Origin of the sequence: Salinicola lusitanus, assembly GCF_038648475.1 — a bacterium.
Lineage (GTDB): Bacteria > Pseudomonadota > Gammaproteobacteria > Pseudomonadales > Halomonadaceae > Salinicola > Salinicola lusitanus.
The window spans coordinates 3,342,927-3,360,084 of record NZ_CP151919.1; the positions used below are offsets into that span (position 1 = coordinate 3,342,927).

Below are 17,158 nucleotides of genomic sequence, written 5' to 3' on the forward strand. Positions count from 1 at the left end.
GCGGCGTCACCGGGCCGCGGCCAGTGGTTCGGCCCGGGAGGCCATGCTAGGCTCGCCGGTTAATGTGAGGGAGAGTTCGAATGCACATTCATGTAGTAGGGGTTTGCGGGACTTTCATGGGGAGTCTGGCACGCCTGGCCAAGATGCTGGGGCATCGGGTAACGGGGTCGGACGCCAACGTCTACCCGCCGATGAGCCTCCAGCTTCGGGAAATGGGCGTCGAACTGACGGAAGGCTATGATGCCGAGAACCTGCAGCCGGTACCTGACCTCGTCATCGTCGGTAACGCGCTCTCCCGGGGCAATCCGGAGATCGAGGCGCTGTTGAACGCCAAGCTGCCCTATGTCTCCGGGCCGCAGTGGCTGGCGGAGCAAGTCCTGCCGGGGCGTCGGGTCCTGGCAGTGGCCGGGACGCATGGCAAGACGACGACTGCCAGCCTGCTGGCCTGGATATTGGAATGCGCCGGCCTCGAGCCTGGCTTTCTGATCGGAGGCGTACTTCGCAACTTCGGCCTCTCCGCCCGTCTCGGCAGGGCCGATGCACCGTTCATCGTCGAAGCGGACGAGTACGACACGGCCTTTTTCGACAAGCGCTCGAAATTCGTTCACTACCGGCCGGATATCGCCATTCTCAACAATCTCGAGTTCGACCATGCCGATATCTTCCCCGACCTGGCAGCCATCGAGCGACAGTTCCACCACTTCGTGCGCACGGTGCCGGGCAACGGCTCGCTACTAGTCGCCGATGACGAACCCGCCCTGGAGCGAGTATTGAGCCAGGGGTGCTGGACACCGGTTCAACGCTTCGGCCGACTGCCCGGGAGCGAGTGGCGACTGCTGCCGGATCCGGACGACAGCCGTGTCTTCACCGTGGTTGCGGGAGGCGAGAGTCATGTCGTCCGCTGGGGAATGAGTGGCCGGCACAACGCCGCCAATGCCGTGGCCGCCCTGGCCGCAGCCAGCTGCCTGGGCGTTACCCTGGCCGATGGCTGTCGAGCGCTGGCGACATTCGCCGCGCCCCGCCGACGTCAGGAGATTCGCGGCGAGGCGGGCGGAATCCAGGTTCTCGATGACTTCGCCCACCATCCCTCGGCCATCGCGTTGACGCTCGAGGGGCTGGACCAGGACCGGCATGGGGGCCGATTGCTGGCGGTGATCGAGCCCCGTTCCAACACCATGCGCCTGGGGGGCATGAAAGCACTTCTGGCCGATAGCGTATCGCGGGCCGACAGCGTCTGGTGGTATCAGCCCCCGGGGCTCGACTGGTCGCTGGCGGACGTGGTGGCCGGGCAGGGCGCCAGTCGCGTCGAGAGCGATCTCGAGGCGCTCGTCGCTGACGTCGTCGAACAGGCGGTCGCCGGTGATCGGATCGTGGTCATGTCGAACGGTGGATTCGGTGGCATCCACGACAAGTTGTTGCAGGCATTGGAGGTGCGCCATGGCCGTTCGCGATGAGACGGTTTCCGTGAAGCGATATCGGGCACCGATCGCTGTCGCGATCACCGGTGCGTCCGGCGTCCAGTATGGGCTACGCCTGATCGAGTGCCTCATCGCCGCCGAGCATGAGGTCTACGTGATGGTCTCCAAGGCCGCTCATCGTGTGATCGCCGTCGAGACCGAGATCGAACTGCCGGCCCAGCCGGACCGGCTGGCACGGGACCTGACCGCGAGATTCGGTGCCGGGGAGGGCCAGGTCCGCTGCTTCGGTCGCGAGGACTGGATGGCGCCGGTGGCCTCCGGTTCCGGAGACTGGCAGGCACTGGTCGTCTGCCCTTGTTCGACTGGCACCCTGTCCGCGGTGGCCTGTGGCGCCAGCAACAATCTGATCGAACGTGCCGCCGATGTGGCGTTGAAGGAGCGGCGAAAGCTGATCCTGGTTCCCAGAGAAACGCCACTATCGGCCGTCCACCTCGACAACATGCTGAAGCTGACCCACATGGGTGGCGTGATACTGCCGGCGGCTCCCGGTTTCTATCATCGCCCGGCCAGCGTCCAGGCGATGATCGATTTCGTCGTGGCACGCATTCTCAATCAGTTGGGTGTGCCCCAGACGCTGATGCCGCGCTGGGGCGATTGAGCAAGCACGGAAGGCGTCAGACGGGGGCGAAGAGGACGACGCGGAGAATCTCCAGTGTCAGCGAGGCCGCACAGAGCCAGGGCCAGGGAGGCATGTCGCGGTCGGGCCGCTGAAAATGCTGATAGCTGATGCGCGTCAAGGCACAGATGATCAGCCCCAGCAGGGCGCCGCCGATCAAGTCGCTGGCCCAGTGAACGCCAATCACCAGCCGGGACAGGGCCATGGGGACGCATGCGACGATACCCAGCCAATAGGCATACCCGCGATAGCGCTGCGGCATCACCTGGGCCGCGAAAGCGGCCGTCAGTCCCACCACGACCACGATCGTCGAGGTGTGGGCGCTGGGGTAGGACATCGATCCTGTCAGGTAATCCGGTGTGTCCGGGCGGGCTCGCCCCGCCAGGGATTTGAACACCGTGTTGACGATGGCGACGAGAATCAGGGCGCCGGCGATATGCAGCAGCGCGGCGAAGCGCCTTGCCAGCAGTAGCCACAAGAGCCAGGGCGCCATCAGGACCCCGATGCCCAATGCGTCGCCCACCTTGGCCAGGACCTCGCTGGTTCCGATGAGCCAGTTGCGCTGCAGCAGGCCGGCCAGTGCATGAATCTGCTGGTCCATCGGCAGCGGGCCATTGTGCATCAGGACCCAGGTGGTCCAGACGATCAAGGCGATCAGGCTGGTCGCGAGTAGCGACAACGAGGCCAGCGGGAACTCATTGGCTGGAGACGGCGAGCACAGCGCACGCCAGCCTCTGGAGAGTCGCGGACTGCGCGCCATACGCTTTTCCAGCCAGCCGTGCAGACGACCCTCCCCGCTGAGCTGATAGCGAATCCACGAGAACAGCAGCGCCAGCACCAGCAGCGAGACGGACAGCGTCAGCAGCCACCGTTCGGCACCGGGAGGCAGTTGCATCAACTCCTCCCACGAGCGGCCGAGCAGGTAGCCGGGTAGCAGGTAGACCGGCGCCCATGCTATCGCGGAGACCAGGTTGACGAGGGTGAAACGTCTCGTCGGCATCGCCAGCATGCCGGCGACCATGGGAATGAACGGGCGGACCGGCCCGAGAAAGCGGCCAACGACGACGGACAGGATACCGTAGCGCTGAAAGAACTCGTGGCCTCGTGCCAGCCACTGGGGATGGCGTGACAGCGGCCACCAGTACGGTATGCGGTCGCGCTGCGTGCGGCCCAGCCAGAAGCTCAGGTTGTCGCCGGCGAATGCGCCCAGGATGCCGACGATCAGCACCGACCACAGCGGAACGTCGTCATGGCCGGCGATCGAGGCGGCCGCACCCAGCAGCACCACGCCAGGGACGATGATACCGACGACCGCCAGTGATTCGATCAAGGCCACCGCGAAGATGATGACCAGCAGCAGTTCCGGTGGGGGAGCGAGAGAGTATAGCCAGTGAGTAAAGTTCAAGCGTGCGGTTCCAGCAGTTTGTTGGCGGCGGTTTCCAGGCGTTGTGAAAAGCGTTCGGTGCTCTCCTGAGCACGCAGCGTGCAGACGCGGCTGAAACTTTCCAGGGATCCGATCTCAGGATGCGCGACCGACGTCACGGCATCCGAGAGCCGCTTGGCGGCTGCCACGGCCCCCGCTTCGCCGGCGTTGGGTAATATGAGCCAGAAGACGTTGGCATGATGTTCGCCAAGTAGATCGCTCTGGCGGCTGTTGTCGGAGATCACTTCGCTGAAACTCGCCGACAGTATCTCGCGCATGTGGCCACCGAACTGGTCGCCGGCCTGATCCAATTGCGGAATGTAGAGCACCAGTACGCTCAGCGGTCGATTGAGCGCGGACGCCCTGGCCACCTCCATGTCGAGACTTCTGGAGATGAACTCTCCGATGGGCTGCGTATCGTCTCGCCATGGCCTCAGCGTGAACCGCAGGGCGCGCGTGCCGCCCGGCAGCAGAGTCAGGGCCGCTGCCGCGAGAGAGAACCACCAGCCGAACATCAGGTTGACGGCCGTCATGTGCGCGTCGCCGAGCAGCAACAGCCATAGTGGTACCAGTAGCATCGTCAACAGCAGGGCCGGCAAGGGGGACAGCAGCAGATAGCCGAGCGTGATCGACAGGCCCAGCCACAACATGGGGTTATGGCTACCCGGGGCTTCCAGGGCGCACAGAATCAAGCCGCCGACCAGCAGGATGTGGTCGGCGATGGCCGGACGCAGGCGGCCCAGGTATTGCAGCGGCACTGAGATCAGCAGTGCGATGGCCATCAAGGTGGGCGGTAGTATCAGATCGTAGTGACGCATCAGATGTTCCCACACGGCAAGACCCAGCAGTAACGCCAGCGTGAGAAGATGGGCGATCAACTTGTATCGGCTCAATGCCAAGGCTGCACCTCCGGAACCGCAGCGGACCGTTTGCCATGGTAGCTCGCGAAGCGATCCCCGATCTCCGTCAAGGGCGTCGACCACACCTCTTTGTGCGGGGCGATCGCATATCGCAACTGCTGACGTCGCTGGCGGGCCGATTCCGGGTCCGGGGCCACCAGGATGACGGCGATGCCGTAGTCGTTGAGCCGGTAGGCGCGTTCATAGAGCGCCAGTGTGTCCTGAAGGCGGCGGGAGAGGGTCGCCATGTCGGCCGCCGTCGAGCGAGCACAACCGAAAACCACCACTTCCGCCTGCAACGCTTCGCGCTCGGCCCGCTTCAGTTCCCGCTGGATGTCGCCATCCAACTGGGCCGCCGGGAGCAGCCAGCTCGATGTCGCGTGCGCCGATATCGCCGCGGGGCTCGTCTGCCGCTCCAGGCACAGCAGCCAGGCGACGGCCAGCGACAGGCCGGCAACGATGGCGGTGGGTAGCGGCAGAGTCCAGCCGATGTAGACGAGGCTCAAGCCATAGATCAGCCCGCTGAATGCGAGGCCGGGCCTGCCCGGCATCCTCAGCAGACACAGCGGCAGTATCCAAAGCCAGATGTAGCTGCTGGCCTGGAGGGTGGCAAGCATGGCGATGCTCGACACCACGATGGCGGCGGGAACCCAACGAGAGAAACGCGAGGGACCAATCATCAGCACCGCAAACGCGATGCCGCTGCCCCAGGCCGCCACTCTTGTGGCGTCTTCCGCCAGCCAGCCCGTGAGCAGCGCGAGCAGCAACAGAAGCGACAGTAGGATTCGTGAGCCGAGGCTTTTGTACTTGCTTTGCATGGTGGCTTATATTGGACCGATTGCGAATGGCTTGCTCGATTCGTCCCTCACTATCGCACGTGCCGAGAACAGCCGTATAGCGTCAATCGCGATCAAGGACAAAGCCTTATCGCCCGTTCGATGCCAAGCTTCGCGGCCGGTCGAGACGCTCTCGATGCGATGTCGAGCGTCATTCGTTGCGGGCTACCACTGACAAGAGATAGTACACCATGCAGCAGACTGCGACCCCTCGGGTCGAGGATATCGCCCAATATATGCAGGAACTGGGGCGGCAGGCACGCGTTGCGAGTGCCGCATTGAGGCGTGTCGACAGCGGTCGGAAAAACGCCGCGCTCGAGGCCATTGCGGCGCGCCTGGATGGCGCCAGGCCGGCGTTGGCGGCGGCCAACCGGGATGACTTGGCCCGTGGTCGCGAGAACGGTTTGAGCGATGCGCTGCTCGATCGTCTGGCACTGACCCCCGACCGGATCGACGCCATGATCCTCGGTGTCCGTCAGGTCGCGGCGCTTGCCGACCCGGTAGGCCAGATAGATGGCCTGAGCTATCGGCCGAGCGGAATCCAAGTCGGGCAGATGCGAGTCCCGCTGGGCGTGGTCGGCATCATCTACGAGTCCCGTCCCAATGTGACCGTAGAGGCGGCGAGCCTGTGCCTGAAGTCGGGGAATGCCTGCATTCTCCGCGGCGGCTCCGAAGCGGCGTCCAGCAATGCGACCATCGCCGAGTGCATAGGCCACGGCCTGGCGGATGCCGGCTTGCCCGCCGCCACCGTGCAGATCGTCGCGACGACGGATCGCGCGGCAGTGGGTGAGCTGATCACCATGCCCCAGTTCGTGGACGTCATCGTGCCGCGTGGCGGCAAGTCGTTGATCGCTCGTGTTGCCGGCGAGGCGACGGTGCCGGTCATCAAGCACCTCGATGGCGTCTGCCACGTCTATATCGATGCCAGCGCCGACCTGGACAAGGCGGTGGCGATCGCGGACAACGCCAAGACCCAGCGCTACTCTCCCTGCAACACCATGGAGACGCTGCTCGTCCACGCCGATATCGCGGGCCAGGTGCTGCCGCGGGTGGCGGCCATCTATCGCGACAAGAACGTGGAAATGCGTGGTTGCCCACGTACCCGGGAGTGGGTCGACGATGCCTTGGCAGCAACCCCCGAGGACTGGGCGACGGAGTATCTGGCACCGATCGTCTCCATCCGGGTGGTGGACGATTTCGATCAGGCCGTCGATCACATCAACACCCATGGATCCCAGCATACCGATGCCATCGTGACCGAGAACCTGACGCTTGCGAGGCGGTTCCTCGGCGAGGTGGACTCGAGTTCGGTGATCGTCAACGCCTCGACGCGCTTCGCCGACGGCTTCGAATACGGGCTGGGAGCGGAGATCGGCATCTCCACCAACAAGCTTCATGCCCGAGGTCCTGTCGGCCTCGAAGGCCTGACCACGCGAAAATACGTCGTCTTCGGTGACGGCCATGTGCGGAGCTGACGTGCCGAGCCCCTCGATTCCGCGAATCGCGATGCTGGGCGGGACGTTCGACCCGGTTCACATTGGGCATCTACGTAGTGCCGTCGAACTGGGAGAGGCACTGGCGCTGGACGCGGTACACATGATTCCGGCTCATGTCCCCCCGCATCGCAAGGCGCCGGGGATTTCCGCCGAGCACCGCCTGGCGATGCTGAAAGCCGGTATCGGCGATACGCCGGGACTGGTGGCCGACGATCGGGAAGTGCGGCGTCCGGGTCACTCCTATTCCATCGATACGCTGGTGTCGCTGCGCGAGGAGTGGGGCGAGCAGGCGCGGCTGGTCATGGCGGTGGGTCACGATGCGTTTCTGGGGCTTCCGGAGTGGCACCAGCGGGATCGGTTGTTGTCTCTGGCGCACATCGTGGTGATCGACCGGCCCGACCACGAAGCTCCGCTGGAACCGGCATTGGCGTCGCTGATCGAGGGGCGGGAGGTCTCGACGGTGGAGTCGATGATGGCCGCTCCCGGCGGGCACCTGCTGCGGCTGCGGCTGCCGAGCCGCATGGCCATCGCCGCCACCGAGGTACGCTGGCGTCTGCAGCAGGGGCTCAGCGTGCGCTATCTGATTCCCGAGGCGGTGGAGCGCTATATCGCCAGCCATGCCCTCTATCGCCATTCGTGAGCGATATCGAGAGGTGGGGACTGGCGTTAATGGCCTATCCGCGTAAAATGCGCGACTCCCGGATCCCGGGGGTCGCGATTCCTTTCTCCGGAAGGGGTTATATGACGAGGAGCTATGCAGACAGATACGCTTAAATCATTGGTGGTGGACGCGCTCGAGGAGCTGAAGGCGCGCGATGTCGTCGAGCTGGACGTGGCCGAATTGACCAGCGTCACCGATGTCATGGTCGTCGCCAGCGGCACGTCCTCGCGGCACGTCTCCGCGCTGGCGGACAACGTGATCGAGAAAGCCAAGGAGGCCGGCCTTCGCCCGTTGGGCGTGGAGGGACAGCAGAGCGGAGAGTGGGTGCTGGTGGACCTGGGTGATGTGATCGCCCATGTGATGATGCCCGAGACCCGCCAGCTCTACGATCTCGAGCGTCTCTGGGCCGACCTGCCTGCCGACTCCCGGCGAGCCACCGGTGATTCGGACCGGCAAGAGCTCCGGGGATGAAAATCCGGCTGCTGGCGGTCGGCTCGCGCATGCCGGCCTGGGTCGAGGCCGGCGTCGATGAGTACCGCAAGCGAATGCCGCGGGAGATGCCGTTCGAGATCGTCGAGATTCCGGCCGGTTCCCGTGGCAAGAACGCCGACGTGGCGCGGGCGATCCAGACCGAAGGCGATCGGATGCTGGAAAAGCTGAAAGATCAGGAACGTATCGTGGCGCTCGAGGTCAAAGGAGCGGCCTGGACCACAGAGCAGCTTTCCCGACAGCTGGATGCCTGGCGCCTGGAAGGGCAGGACATCGCCCTGGTGGTCGGCGGCCCGGATGGTCTCGATCCAAGGGTCGTGACCCGCGCTCGACACTCCTGGTCGCTGTCCGCACTGACGTTACCGCATCCGCTGGTGCGGGTCGTGCTGGCAGAGCAGCTCTATCGCGCCTGGACATTGCTCACAGGGCACCCGTACCACCGTTGAGTCAGAGAGTCAGTCGCTTGTTTCCATTCGATACCGCCGACAGCGACGCCGTTGGACGCCTTGCCCGCGCCGGGGCTTACCTTGCCCTGAGCCGCCATTCTCGTCATGCGTAAGCGCCGCGCGAACGTCAAGAATCACGAGCAGGAAGTTCGTGTCTTCCGCAACCGCTCGCTGGTCGCCGCGCTGGTCATCGTGCTGATGGCCGGGGCACTGGTTTCCCGCCTGTTCTACCTGCAGGTCATCGAGCACGACGTCTTCATCACCCGCTCCGACAACAACCGCATGCGGGTCGAGCCGCTGCCTCCCCGACGCGGTCTGATCTACGACCGGAACGGTAAGTTGCTGGCGGAAAACCGGCCAACCTACAACCTCACCATCGTGCGCGAACGTGTCGATGATCTCGATACCACGCTGCAGCGGCTGATCGATATTCTCGATCTGCCCGAGGACGAGGTGGCAACCTTTCGCGAACGCTCCCGGCAGCGTCAGCGACCTTACCAGCCGGCGCTCCTGATGAGTGATCTCACCGAGGACCAGATCGCGCGCCTGGCGGTGAACCGATACCTGCTCACCGGCGTCGAGGTCGAGGCCCAGCTGATGCGCTACTATCCCGATCCCATCGTGATGTCGCATGTGCTGGGCTATGTCGGGAGAATCAACGAGGAGGAGCTGGCCGAACTGGACTCGGGAAATTACGCCGGCACCCACTTCATCGGCAAGACCGGCGTCGAGTACACCTACGAGGATCAGCTCCACGGCAAGGCGGGTCTTCGCAAGGTCGAGACCAACGCCAGGGGAAGAGTTCTGCGGGAGCTGGATCGGGATCCGCCGGTGCCCGGGAAGGACATTACGCTGACCATCGACAGCCGTCTTCAGCACATGGCGTACGACCTGCTGGATGGTCGACGTGGCGCGATCGTTGCGATTCAGCCCAAGACCGGCGACATCCTGGCGATGGTTTCCGCGCCGGGTTTCGATATCAACAAGTTCGTGACCGGCATCTCCTACGATGACTACCGGGCGCTGCAGCAGAATCTCGATCTGCCCCTGTATAACCGGGCGGTTCGGGGCCAGTATCCCCCCGGCTCCACGGTCAAGCCTTTCGAGGCCCTGGCGGCGTTGCAGGACGGAGTGGTCAAGCCCAATGACGTCATTTACGACCCGGGCTATTTCCAGTTGCCCAACGATACGCGGCGCTATCATAACTGGCTGCGCTGGGGCCATGGGCGTGTCGATCTCGAGCGGGCGCTGGAGGTCTCCAACAACACCTACTTCTACACCATGGCTTACCGGCTGGGCATCGATCGGCTCTCCGCGTTCATGCATCAGTTCGGCTTCGGCGAGATAACATCGCTGGATGTGCAGGGCGCATCACCAGGGCTGATGCCATCCCGCGAATGGAAACGCGAGAAATACAACCAGGTCTGGTATCCCGGCGAGACGCTCTCCGCGGGCATCGGCCAGGGGTATTTCATGGCCACGCCGCTTCAACTGGCCGCGGCCACTGCGACGCTGGCCAACCATGGCCATTGGGTTCGGCCGCATCTGGCCAAGGAGATCGGCGACCAGGCCATCCAGCCGCCTTTCGCCGGCACCAAGCCGGACGTCCAGGTCGACCAGGCCCGCTGGTGGCAGGACGTCTACAAGGGCATGGAGGCGGTGCTCCAGGGGTCCGAGGGCACGGCTCGCAAGGCGGGAGCGGGCCTGAAGTACCAGATGGCGGCCAAGACCGGCACCGCTCAGGTATTCTCGTTGGGGCAGAATCAGAAGTACGACGCCGATGAATTGACGGAGCGACTCCGCGATCACGCGCTGTTCATCGGCTTTGCGCCGGTGGAGGACCCGCAGATCGCGATCGCCGTCATCGTCGAGAACGCCGGTGGCGGTGTCTCCGGCCTGGGCCGTGAATTGACCGACGCCTGGCTGTTGCCGGATGGAAAGTTGAAGGACTGGCCCGACACCACGGTCAACGAAGAAGTCGAGAGTATCGATGGCGATTGATTTCCAGCGCGTGGCACCGCGAACGCAACGCGCCCGAGTCGGGCGCAAGCGCTCGATATGGTTGCGCATTCATCTCGATCCTTGGCTGCTGTCGATTCTGATACTGCTGATCTCCTTTGGTCTGGTAGTGCTCTACAGCGCCAGCGGCATGTCGCTTTCGACGACGATGGCCCAGGCTTCGCGCATGGGAGTCGCGCTGCTCGGGGCGATCGCCATCGCCCAGTTCTCGCCCGTCACGCTGTTTCGGTGGACGCCGGTCGCCTATGGCGCGGGGCTGCTGATGCTCGTCGCCGTCGAGATCATGGGGGATATCGGCATGGGGGCCCAGCGCTGGCTGGAGGTCGGCCCCCTGCGCTTCCAGCCCTCGGAATTGATGAAGATCGCCATGCCGATGATGCTCGCCGCCTACCTCCATCGGCGACCTCTGCCGCCGACGTGGCGCGATCTTCTGGTCTGCGGGGTGATCGTCGGTGTCCCGGTGCTGCTGATCGCGCGCCAGCCCGATCTGGGGACCTCGTTGCTGGTCACCTGCGCCGCCGTGTTCGTGATCCTGCTGGCGGGGCTTTCCTGGAAGTTCATCCTGACGCTGGTGGTCATGGCCGGGGGCGCGATGCCGCTGCTATGGATCAACATGCATGACTATCAGCGGCAGCGGGTGTTGACCTTTCTCAACCCGGAGAGCGATCCACTGGGCGCCGGCTGGAACATCATCCAGTCCAAGACGGCGATCGGCAGCGGGGGGCTGGAAGGCAAAGGCTGGGGGCTGGGGACGCAGTCTCAGCTCGAGTTTCTGCCCGAACGCCATACCGATTTCATCGTCGCCGTCCTCGGGGAGGAGTTCGGGCTGATCGGCATGTGCACCATCCTGGTCCTCTACCTTCTGCTGGTCTCGCGAGGCCTGGTGATGGCCAACAATGCTCAGGATACCTATGGACGCTTGCTGGCCGGCAGCATCGTGCTGACGTTTTTCATCTATGTGTTCGTCAATATCGGCATGGTCAGCGGCATCCTGCCGGTGGTCGGGGTGCCGCTGCCGCTGGTCAGCTACGGCGGGACCTCCAGCGTGACCTTGATGGCCGGGTTCGGTATTCTCATGTCGATTCATACGCACCGGCGGCTGTTGACACACTGACGCTGGGCAAGCCGCAATCAGGGAGCAAGTCACGCATGCCGCTGCGTTGGAGACGAGAATTTCGATTCAGCCTCACTCTACTGCTGGCGGGGCTGCTGAGCATGGCGAATGCAGTCGCGCAGGGCGACGAGAACTTCGATCCCGCTACCCACCCCGAAGTGAAGGCGATGCTCGATTCGCTGGCTCGCCAGGGGATGCCGCAGGATGAGCTCGATGCCGCCATGCGGGCGGCGAAGTACCGGCCCCAGGTGCTGGAGGCGATGAGCCATGCGGCCGAGCGCCGGCTGCGCTGGGACGAGTATCGCGATATCTTCATTCAGCCCGAGCGGATAAGGCAGGGGGTCGCTTTTCTCGAGGCCAACCGGGAAGCTCTGGAACGTGCCGAACGGCGCTACGGCGTACCGCCGGAAGTCGTCGTGGCGATTCTCGGCGTCGAGACCCAGTACGGCCGGCACAAGGGAACCCACCGTGTGCTCGATTCGCTGTCGACGCTGGCGTTTCACCATCCCGCGAGGGGTGAATTCTTCCGTGGCGAGCTCGAGGCCTTTCTCGAAATCACGCTGGGCCAGGGGGTCGACCCCGGCACGCTCTACGGCTCCTACGCCGGCGCCATGGGATATCCCCAGTTCATTCCAACGAGCTACCAGGCCTATGCAGTCGATTTCGACGGCGATGGTCTGAAGGATCTGTGGAACAATCCGGTCGACGCCATCGGCAGTATCGCCAATTACTTCAGCGAGCATGGCTGGCAGCGCCACCGGGCCGTGCTGGTCGAGGCCAGTGGCCCCGAGGCGATGCCGCCGGAGGTGAGGTTCAACCGTACCGAGCCGCCGGATACTACGGTCGAGGCGCTTGCGCGCGCGGGTATCCAGCCGACGGCGGGCAATCTGCAGCCGCTGGACAAGGTCGTGCCGCTGGCGCTGGATTTCGCCGACGGCCACGTTCGCTATGTCATGGGGCTCGACAATTTCTACGTCATCACGCGTTACAACCACAGTCATCTCTACGCCATGGCGGTGGCGACACTGGCCCAGCGCATTCAGACGGCCATGGATGAGGGGATATGAGGGGGCGTAGCCTGGCTCGGCGCGGATTGCCGGCGATCCTGCTGGTATCGATACTGGCGGGGTGCGCCGGCGGTGGCGGCTCCCCGCAGGGCGGCGGCCGCTACGCGATGGACCAGGACGCCTATCCCGACTCTCCCGAGGATGTCGCCAACGTGCCGGACGCGGTGCCCAGGGTCGAGCCCAGATCCAGAAGCGGCAACCGCTCGACGTATAGCGTCTGGGGGAAGACCTATCATGTGCTCGACGACCCGACCGGCTACTCGGCGGAAGGTCGCGCTTCGTGGTACGGGGTCAAGTTCCAGGGCTACGACACCGCCAATGGCGAAACCTACGACATGTACAAGATGTCGGCGGCGCATCGCTCGCTTCCGCTGCCGACCTACGCCCGCGTCACCAATCTCGACAACGGTCGCAAGGTCATCGTGCGCGTCAACGATCGTGGCCCGTTTCACAGCGATCGCCTGATCGACCTCTCCTACGCGGCCGCAGCCCGGCTGGGCATCCTGAAGGGCGGAACGGGGCGGGTGAAGGTGGAGGCGATCGACCCCGTGGCCTGGGCACGCACTCATGGTCGATCCAGCTCGACGGAGGGCGGTGCCGAGGTGGCGTCGCGGTCGGGATCGCCCCGGCCTGCGTCGGGGGCTCCGGTATCGAGGCCGGCCGCCCCGAAGTCGGGCGTCGGCACGGCGACGGATTACGAGGCGGCGATCGACCCCCTGCTCGCGGCGGCCGACGACGGTGGACCCGCGAGCGTGGCCTCTGCGCGGCCCGGCCGAGCCACATCCGCCGCCGCCGGTGCTGCGAGTTCGTCCGCCGGGCAGCGCTACGTTCAAGTTGCCGCGCTGGGCTCGCTGGCCGGGGCAGAGGCGCTGAAAAGCCGCCTCCAGGGCTTGCTGTCGCGGCCGGTTCGCATTGACAATGCGTCACCTCTCTATCGTGTCCAGGTCGGCCCCATCGAAGACCTGGCGTCGCTCGACTCCATCAGAGCTACCTTGCGAGACGCCGGCTACGGCCAGGTGTTTCTGGTGGCGCCCACTCAGTAACCTCTTTCAGTGAGAACCCGATTGTCATGAAAGCGTTGTTCACTTCGTCTGTTTCACGTCTGGTCATCTCGGCGTCATTGTGTCTGGGACTGCTTTCATCGCCGGTCAGCGCCCAGCAGCCGACCCCCGATAGTCAGATGTCCGCGACCAATCCCGAGCCCGGTCAGTTGATTCCATCGCCGCCGGATCTGGCAGCCTCTTCGTGGGTGCTGATGGATGCTTCCACGGGCCAGTTGCTGGTGAATCACAACGGCGATCAGCGGCTGCCGCCAGCCAGTCTGACCAAGATGATGACGGCATACATCGTCGAGCAGGAGATCGACGGTGGCAGTATCTCCGACAGCGACATGGTCAGCGTGAGCGAGAACGCCTGGCGCACGGGCGGTTCGCGCATGTTCATCCAGGAGGGGACTCAGGTCAGCGTGGAGAACCTGCTGCGCGGCGTGGTCGTGCAGTCCGGCAACGACGCCAGCGTGGCGCTGTCGGAGTACGTCGCCGGAAGCGAGTCGGCCTTCGCCGACCTGATGAACCAGCAGGCCCAGCGCATGGGCATGAAGAACAGCCACTTCATGAACCCCACGGGGCTGCCGCACGAAGAGCACTATTCGTCCGCCCACGATCTGGCGATTCTCGCGCGCCATATCATCAAGGACTTTCCCGACCACTATCAGGTCTATTCCGAGAAATACTTCACCTATAACGATATTCGCCAGCCCAACCGTAACCGCCTGCTATGGCGTGATCCGGACGTCGACGGTCTGAAGACGGGACACACGGAAGCCGCCGGCTTCTGTCTGGTCGCTTCCGCCAAGAAGCAGGACACGCGCCTGATCGCCGTGGTCATGGGTACCAATTCCGATGAGGCGCGGGCGGCGGAAACCCAGCGTTTGCTCAACTACGGTTTCCGTTTCTTCCAGACCCGCAAGCTCTACGATGCCGGTTCCGTGCTCAACGAGGCGCGGGTCTGGGGCGGCGACAGCGACACCGTGCGCCTCGGCGTCAAGGATGCGGTCAGCATGACCGTGCCCCGGGGGAGTGCCGACAACCTGACCGCACGCCTCAATCTGCCGGAGACGCTGCATGCGCCGATCCAGGCCGGGCAGCAGGTCGGCACGCTGGAGATCAAGTCCGGTGACGAGGTGTTGGGCCAGGAGCCGCTGGTCGCGCTGGAAGGCGTCGAAGAGGGCAGCATCTTCAAGCGCGTCTGGGACTCCATCGTGCTGTTCGTGACCGGGCTGTTCAACTGAGTCCTGCCGAGGCGCCGCTCCGGTGCCTCACCCAGCGCACCGGGAGATTTCCCCCGGTGCGCTGGGTCGGCTTCGGTTGGTGAGTCGGGTAATGTTGAGTAGAATGCTCGGAAATGTCTTCCATGCCCAGATGCCATGACCCAGACTCCCAGCGATGTTGATCTTCCCCGGCCCAAGGTCGAGTTTCCCTGCGATTACCCGATACGGGTGGTTGGCGACGCCTCCGATGACTTCGTGGCGGTCGTCAGCAACGTGATCGAGCGTCATGCGCCGGGATTCGATACGGCGTCGATCAAACTGTCGGACAGCCGCAATGGCCGATTCCAGTCACTCCGCGTGGTCATTCATGCCACCGGAGAGGAGCAGTTGAACGCGCTGTTCCAGGATCTGAAAGCGACCGGTCGGGTTCACATGGTGCTATGACGCCGATGTCCGCGCTGTCACTCTACCGCCTCGGGCGTCAACCCTACCTGCCGGTCTGGCAGGCGATGTCGCGCTTTACCGATGGCCGCGATAGCCAGGAGCCGGATCAGCTGTGGCTGGTCGAACACGAACCCGTGTTCACGCAGGGGCGGGCGGGCAAGCCGGAACATCTGCTGATGCCTGGCGATATCCCGGTGGTGGCCAGTGATCGAGGCGGGCAGGTGACCTATCATGGGCCGGGCCAGATCGTGCTGTATCCGCTGCTGGACGTCCGTCGCCGGGGACTGGGCGTGCGCGAGCTGGTGACGTTGCTCGAGGGCGCTGTCGTCGATCTGCTGGCCTGGCACGGCATCTCGGCGCGGGCGCGCCCGGACGCCCCGGGGGTCTATGTCGGCGACGACAAGATTGCCTCGCTGGGTCTGCGGATTCGGCGGGGGTGCAGCTTTCATGGGGTCGCCCTCAATGTCGATATGGATCTTTCTCCATTTTCTCGCATCAATCCGTGCGGCTATTCGGACCTGAGGATGACTCAACTGCGTGATCATCTACCCGGGCCGATCTCGTTTGACCGTGAAGCCACCAGGTTGGCCGACTGCCTCGCGCAGCGGCTGGCGGTGGAGCTCGAAGTGAAACCACGGTGGCCACAAGCTTTTGAACCGATAGCGACCGTGTAGCTATCGGCGTTCCAAGACCTATCAGGAAGGGACCTATGACCGAGACGACAGTGATACAAACGCCCGCGGCCAAGAAACCTGCTCGCGCCGAGCGGGGTGTCAAACTGCGTGGTGCCGACAAGGTGTCGCGGATTCCCGTCAAGGTCATCCCGACCGAAACGCTGCCGAAGAAGCCGGATTGGCTGAGGGTCAGGATGCCGGTGTCCCCGCAGGTGACGCATATCAAGCAGACGCTGCGAAAGCATGGACTGCACACCGTCTGCGAGGAGGCATCCTGTCCCAATCTGGGCGAGTGCTTCAGTGGCGGTACGGCGACGTTCATGATCATGGGTGACATCTGCACCCGGCGCTGCCCGTTCTGCGATGTCGCGCACGGCCGACCCAACGCGCTCAACGAGAAGGAGCCGCGCGAGCTGGCCGAAGCCATTGCCGAAATGCGGCTCAACTATGTCGTCGTGACCTCGGTGGACCGGGACGATCTTCGCGATGGTGGCGCGCAGCACTTCGCCAACTGCATTCGCGAGATCCGGCATGACAGCCCGGAGATCGAGATCGAAGTTCTGGTACCCGATTTTCGCGGTCGGATGCAGGTGGCGCTAGACATTCTGGAAGGCGAGGCGCCCGACGTTTTCAACCACAACCTGGAGACGGTGCCGTCGCTTTACCGCAAGGTGCGGCCCGGGGCCGACTACCAGTGGTCGCTGGATCTGTTGAAGGGTTACAAGGCGCGCCGCCCGGAGGTCATGACCAAGTCGGGGCTGATGCTCGGGGTGGGCGAGACCGACGAACAGGTCATCGAGGTCATGCGTGACCTGCGTGCCCACGATGTCGACATGTTGACCCTCGGGCAGTACATGCAGCCATCCCGCAACCATCTGCCCGTCGATCGCTGGGTCCATCCCACGACGTTCGACTGGTTTGCCGAGCAGGGCAGAAGCATGGGATTCACCCATGTCGCCTCCGGACCGCTGGTGCGCTCCTCGTACCACGCCGACAAGCAGGCCCATGGGGTCGAAGTGAAGTAACGCCCCGTCTGAAGCGAATATCGGCCGGGCCCGCCGTCTCCATCGGTGGGCCCGTGCCGTGTCTGGCGCATGATTCCCGCAGCGCCCTGGGGTTGGGCGGCGATGGTTTTTCGGGTGTCGACGCATCCGGCGTCGCGGTAGAGGCGTACTGCAGTAGTGATTCGTTCCGCGCGCCAAGATTGCCCATCAGTCATCTCGGCTC

The 17,158-nt window shown here is 64.2% G+C and carries 17 protein-coding genes; 14 read left to right on the top strand and 3 right to left on the bottom strand.

Going from position 1 to position 17,158, the window contains the following annotated elements; all coding sequences use genetic code 11:
• Positions 1-80: 80 nt before the first annotated feature.
• Both mpl and AAGT95_RS15005 read left to right on the top strand, forming a co-directional pair.
• Positions 81-1,454, top strand: a complete 1,374-nt coding sequence (gene mpl, locus AAGT95_RS15000) for a UDP-N-acetylmuramate:L-alanyl-gamma-D-glutamyl-meso-diaminopimelate ligase (protein WP_342594358.1) — start codon at positions 81-83, stop codon at positions 1,452-1,454.
• On the top strand, positions 1,438-2,076 hold the full coding sequence (locus AAGT95_RS15005; RefSeq protein WP_342594359.1) for a flavin prenyltransferase UbiX: 639 nt from the start codon (positions 1,438-1,440) through the stop codon (positions 2,074-2,076). The genes mpl and AAGT95_RS15005 overlap by 17 nt, the downstream gene beginning before the upstream one ends.
• 16 nt (positions 2,077-2,092) lie before the next feature.
• Here the strand turns inward: AAGT95_RS15005 and AAGT95_RS15010 are convergent, their stop codons facing one another.
• Genes AAGT95_RS15010 through AAGT95_RS15020 form a run of 3 tightly spaced genes read right to left on the bottom strand, consistent with a single transcriptional unit; the run spans position 2,093 to position 5,234 of the window.
• Positions 2,093-3,499, bottom strand: coding sequence for a bifunctional DedA family/phosphatase PAP2 family protein (locus AAGT95_RS15010; protein WP_342594360.1), 1,407 nt, complete (start codon positions 3,497-3,499; stop codon positions 2,093-2,095).
• Positions 3,496-4,416 carry a diguanylate cyclase domain-containing protein gene (locus AAGT95_RS15015; protein ID WP_157958396.1) on the bottom strand — a complete coding sequence of 307 codons (921 nt, stop codon included), beginning with the start codon at positions 4,414-4,416 and terminating at the stop codon, positions 3,496-3,498. The genes AAGT95_RS15010 and AAGT95_RS15015 overlap by 4 nt, the downstream gene beginning before the upstream one ends.
• Positions 4,407-5,234 carry a hypothetical protein gene (locus AAGT95_RS15020; protein ID WP_342594361.1) on the bottom strand — a complete coding sequence of 276 codons (828 nt, stop codon included), beginning with the start codon at positions 5,232-5,234 and terminating at the stop codon, positions 4,407-4,409. The genes AAGT95_RS15015 and AAGT95_RS15020 overlap by 10 nt, the downstream gene beginning before the upstream one ends.
• Before the next feature lie 209 nt (positions 5,235-5,443).
• On the opposite strand from AAGT95_RS15020, the gene AAGT95_RS15025 reads away from it, so the two are divergent.
• The 12 genes from AAGT95_RS15025 to lipA all read left to right on the top strand — a co-directional run bounded on the left by AAGT95_RS15025 (position 5,444) and on the right by lipA (position 16,956).
• Complete coding sequence (locus AAGT95_RS15025) at positions 5,444-6,727, top strand: glutamate-5-semialdehyde dehydrogenase (protein WP_342594362.1); 1,284 nt, start codon at positions 5,444-5,446, stop codon at positions 6,725-6,727.
• Positions 6,714-7,388 (top strand): nicotinate-nucleotide adenylyltransferase, encoded by a 675-nt coding sequence (nadD, locus tag AAGT95_RS15030; protein ID WP_110600216.1) that lies wholly within the window; start codon positions 6,714-6,716, stop codon positions 7,386-7,388. The genes AAGT95_RS15025 and nadD overlap by 14 nt, the downstream gene beginning before the upstream one ends.
• Before the next feature lie 114 nt (positions 7,389-7,502).
• Positions 7,503-7,880 (top strand): ribosome silencing factor, encoded by a 378-nt coding sequence (gene rsfS / locus AAGT95_RS15035; RefSeq protein ID WP_110600214.1) that lies wholly within the window; start codon positions 7,503-7,505, stop codon positions 7,878-7,880.
• On the top strand, positions 7,877-8,344 hold the full coding sequence (gene rlmH, locus AAGT95_RS15040; RefSeq protein WP_342594363.1) for a 23S rRNA (pseudouridine(1915)-N(3))-methyltransferase RlmH: 468 nt from the start codon (positions 7,877-7,879) through the stop codon (positions 8,342-8,344). Before rsfS ends, rlmH begins: the two co-directional genes overlap by 4 nt.
• A gap of 105 nt (positions 8,345-8,449) precedes the next feature.
• Positions 8,450-10,345: a penicillin-binding protein 2 gene (gene mrdA / locus AAGT95_RS15045; RefSeq protein ID WP_110600210.1), complete on the top strand. Its 1,896-nt coding sequence runs from the start codon at positions 8,450-8,452 to the stop codon at positions 10,343-10,345.
• Positions 10,335-11,477, top strand: a complete 1,143-nt coding sequence (rodA, locus tag AAGT95_RS15050) for a rod shape-determining protein RodA (RefSeq protein ID WP_342594364.1) — start codon at positions 10,335-10,337, stop codon at positions 11,475-11,477. Before mrdA ends, rodA begins: the two co-directional genes overlap by 11 nt.
• 35 nt (positions 11,478-11,512) lie before the next feature.
• A complete protein-coding gene (gene mltB, locus AAGT95_RS15055) occupies positions 11,513-12,544 on the top strand; it encodes a lytic murein transglycosylase B (RefSeq protein ID WP_342594365.1) in 1,032 nt (343 codons plus the stop codon).
• Positions 12,541-13,587 carry a septal ring lytic transglycosylase RlpA family protein gene (locus AAGT95_RS15060; RefSeq protein WP_342594366.1) on the top strand — a complete coding sequence of 349 codons (1,047 nt, stop codon included), beginning with the start codon at positions 12,541-12,543 and terminating at the stop codon, positions 13,585-13,587. Before mltB ends, AAGT95_RS15060 begins: the two co-directional genes overlap by 4 nt.
• Before the next feature lie 26 nt (positions 13,588-13,613).
• Positions 13,614-14,834: a D-alanyl-D-alanine carboxypeptidase family protein gene (locus AAGT95_RS15065; RefSeq protein ID WP_110600202.1), complete on the top strand. Its 1,221-nt coding sequence runs from the start codon at positions 13,614-13,616 to the stop codon at positions 14,832-14,834.
• Between the two features lie 135 nt (positions 14,835-14,969).
• Entirely contained in the window at positions 14,970-15,257 is a 288-nt protein-coding gene (locus AAGT95_RS15070; RefSeq protein WP_110600200.1) for an HP0495 family protein, read from the top strand.
• A 5-nt stretch (positions 15,258-15,262) separates the two neighbouring features.
• Entirely contained in the window at positions 15,263-15,931 is a 669-nt protein-coding gene (gene lipB, locus AAGT95_RS15075) for a lipoyl(octanoyl) transferase LipB (RefSeq protein ID WP_342594367.1), read from the top strand.
• A 35-nt stretch (positions 15,932-15,966) separates the two neighbouring features.
• The gene (lipA, locus tag AAGT95_RS15080) at positions 15,967-16,956 is read left to right on the top strand and encodes a lipoyl synthase (RefSeq protein WP_342594368.1); all 990 of its coding nucleotides are present in this window, start codon (positions 15,967-15,969) and stop codon (positions 16,954-16,956) included.
• The last annotated feature ends 202 nt before the right edge of the window (positions 16,957-17,158 follow it).

What these genes read in the sequence shown, in the direction of transcription:
- AAGT95_RS15060 (WP_342594366.1), top strand. Translation starts at nt 12,541, where the DNA reads ATGAGGGGGCGTAGCCTGGCTCGGCGCGGATTGCCGGCGATCCTGCTG.
- lipA (WP_342594368.1), top strand. Translation starts at nt 15,967, where the DNA reads ATGACCGAGACGACAGTGATACAAACGCCCGCGGCCAAGAAACCTGCT.
- rlmH (WP_342594363.1), top strand. Translation starts at nt 7,877, where the DNA reads ATGAAAATCCGGCTGCTGGCGGTCGGCTCGCGCATGCCGGCCTGGGTC.
- nadD (WP_110600216.1), top strand. Translation starts at nt 6,714, where the DNA reads ATGTGCGGAGCTGACGTGCCGAGCCCCTCGATTCCGCGAATCGCGATG.
- AAGT95_RS15020 (WP_342594361.1), bottom strand. Translation starts at nt 5,234, where the DNA reads ATGCAAAGCAAGTACAAAAGCCTCGGCTCACGAATCCTACTGTCGCTT.
- lipB (WP_342594367.1), top strand. Translation starts at nt 15,263, where the DNA reads ATGTCCGCGCTGTCACTCTACCGCCTCGGGCGTCAACCCTACCTGCCG.
- rsfS (WP_110600214.1), top strand. Translation starts at nt 7,503, where the DNA reads ATGCAGACAGATACGCTTAAATCATTGGTGGTGGACGCGCTCGAGGAG.
- AAGT95_RS15065 (WP_110600202.1), top strand. Translation starts at nt 13,614, where the DNA reads ATGAAAGCGTTGTTCACTTCGTCTGTTTCACGTCTGGTCATCTCGGCG.
- AAGT95_RS15070 (WP_110600200.1), top strand. Translation starts at nt 14,970, where the DNA reads ATGACCCAGACTCCCAGCGATGTTGATCTTCCCCGGCCCAAGGTCGAG.
- mpl (WP_342594358.1), top strand. Translation starts at nt 81, where the DNA reads ATGCACATTCATGTAGTAGGGGTTTGCGGGACTTTCATGGGGAGTCTG.
- mltB (WP_342594365.1), top strand. Translation starts at nt 11,513, where the DNA reads ATGCCGCTGCGTTGGAGACGAGAATTTCGATTCAGCCTCACTCTACTG.
- AAGT95_RS15025 (WP_342594362.1), top strand. Translation starts at nt 5,444, where the DNA reads ATGCAGCAGACTGCGACCCCTCGGGTCGAGGATATCGCCCAATATATG.
- mrdA (WP_110600210.1), top strand. Translation starts at nt 8,450, where the DNA reads ATGCGTAAGCGCCGCGCGAACGTCAAGAATCACGAGCAGGAAGTTCGT.
- AAGT95_RS15005 (WP_342594359.1), top strand. Translation starts at nt 1,438, where the DNA reads ATGGCCGTTCGCGATGAGACGGTTTCCGTGAAGCGATATCGGGCACCG.
- rodA (WP_342594364.1), top strand. Translation starts at nt 10,335, where the DNA reads ATGGCGATTGATTTCCAGCGCGTGGCACCGCGAACGCAACGCGCCCGA.